General features: G+C 74.3%; 2 protein-coding genes. Both read left to right on the top strand.

The features are described from left to right. Positions 1 to 569: ABC transporter permease (locus tag AOK00_RS35560; protein WP_055604233.1), on the top strand; the 569-nt coding region annotated here is incomplete at its 5' end. A 13-nt stretch (positions 570 to 582) separates the two neighbouring features. Then, on the top strand, positions 583 to 1,264 hold a 682-nt coding region (locus AOK00_RS35555), incomplete at its 3' end, for a histidine kinase (protein WP_254047630.1).

Genomic DNA, 1,264 nt, shown 5'->3' with positions numbered 1-1,264 from the left:
ATGCCCGTCGCGTACTCGCCGTCCTCGGCATCCTGGTCACGGCCGGCGAGTACGCGACGGGCATGATCCGCGCCTCCCTCACCGCCGTCCCCGGCCGCCTCCCCGTCCTGGGGGCGAAAGCCGCCGTCTACACCGGCACGGTCCTCACCCTCACGTTCGTCACCGACCTGCTGACCTTCCTCACCGCGCAGGTCTTCCTCGCCGACACCGACCAGGCCGCCTCCCTCACCGACGACGGCGTCCTCGCCGCCCTCGCGGGCAACGCCGCCGGCATCACCCTCCTCGGCCTGATCGCCCTCGGCCTCGGCGCGACCCTCCGCTCCGTACCCGGCGCGATCGGCGCCTTCGTCGGCGGCGTCATGATCCTGCCCGAGGTCCTCGGGATGCTCCCGTACGAGGCGATGGAGACGGGCGTCCGGTACTTCCCCACCCAGGCCGCCGACGCCCTCGGCTCGGCCACCCCGCTCCCGGGCGCGGCGTCCCCCGGCGCCGCCCTGCTCGCCCTGCTCCTGTGGGCGGCCGCGACGCTCGCGGTCCCCGCACTGTTGCTCAAGCGCCGGGACGTATGAGGATGATGACCGGGTGACCACGGAAGCGACCGCGACGCCGGGCCTCAGCCACTCCGTCCAGCAACTGCTGGCGCGGACCCGGGCGTTCGACACCCGCCGACCATGGCTGTGGGACTCCACGCTGACGCTCTTCTGGGCGGCGGTGGCACTGGTGGACGCCTCGGGCGGCTGGCGGAACACCGCCCCCGACCCGTCCGTCCCCGCCTGGCTCGTGGTCACCCTGAGCCTCGGCCTCTCCCTCCCGCTGTACCGGCGCCGCCGAGAGCCCCTGGCCGTGCTCACCGTGATGGCCTGCGCGGCGCTGGTCAGCGCCGCGTCCGGCGCCTTCCTCCAGGCCGGCTACCTCCAGATGGTCCCGGTCTTCCACCTCGCCCTCACCCGCCCGCCCTGCGCCCTCCTGTGGGCCTGCGCCCTGCTCCTGCCGCCACTCCTGACGGGGGCGGTCCGCTTCCCCCGCGGAAGCTGGGACCAGCACGTCGTCCCCACCCTGTGGGCATACGCGCTCGTCGCCCTCCTCGGCATCGCGGTCCGCGCCCGCAAGGACCACACGGCGGCGCTCGTCGACCGGGCCCGCCGCCTGGAGATCGAACGCGACCAGGAGGTACGGCTCGCGGCGGCGGCCGAACGGACCCGGATCGCCCGCGAGATGCACGACATCATCGGCCACAACCTCTCGGTCATCACGGGCCTCGCGG

The sequence above is a fragment of the Streptomyces aureus genome (genome assembly GCF_001418135.1).
Lineage (GTDB): Bacteria > Actinomycetota > Actinomycetes > Streptomycetales > Streptomycetaceae > Streptomyces > Streptomyces aureus_A.
Note: the sequence above shows the minus strand (reverse complement) of the source record. Positions and strands in the feature narration are given on the sequence as shown.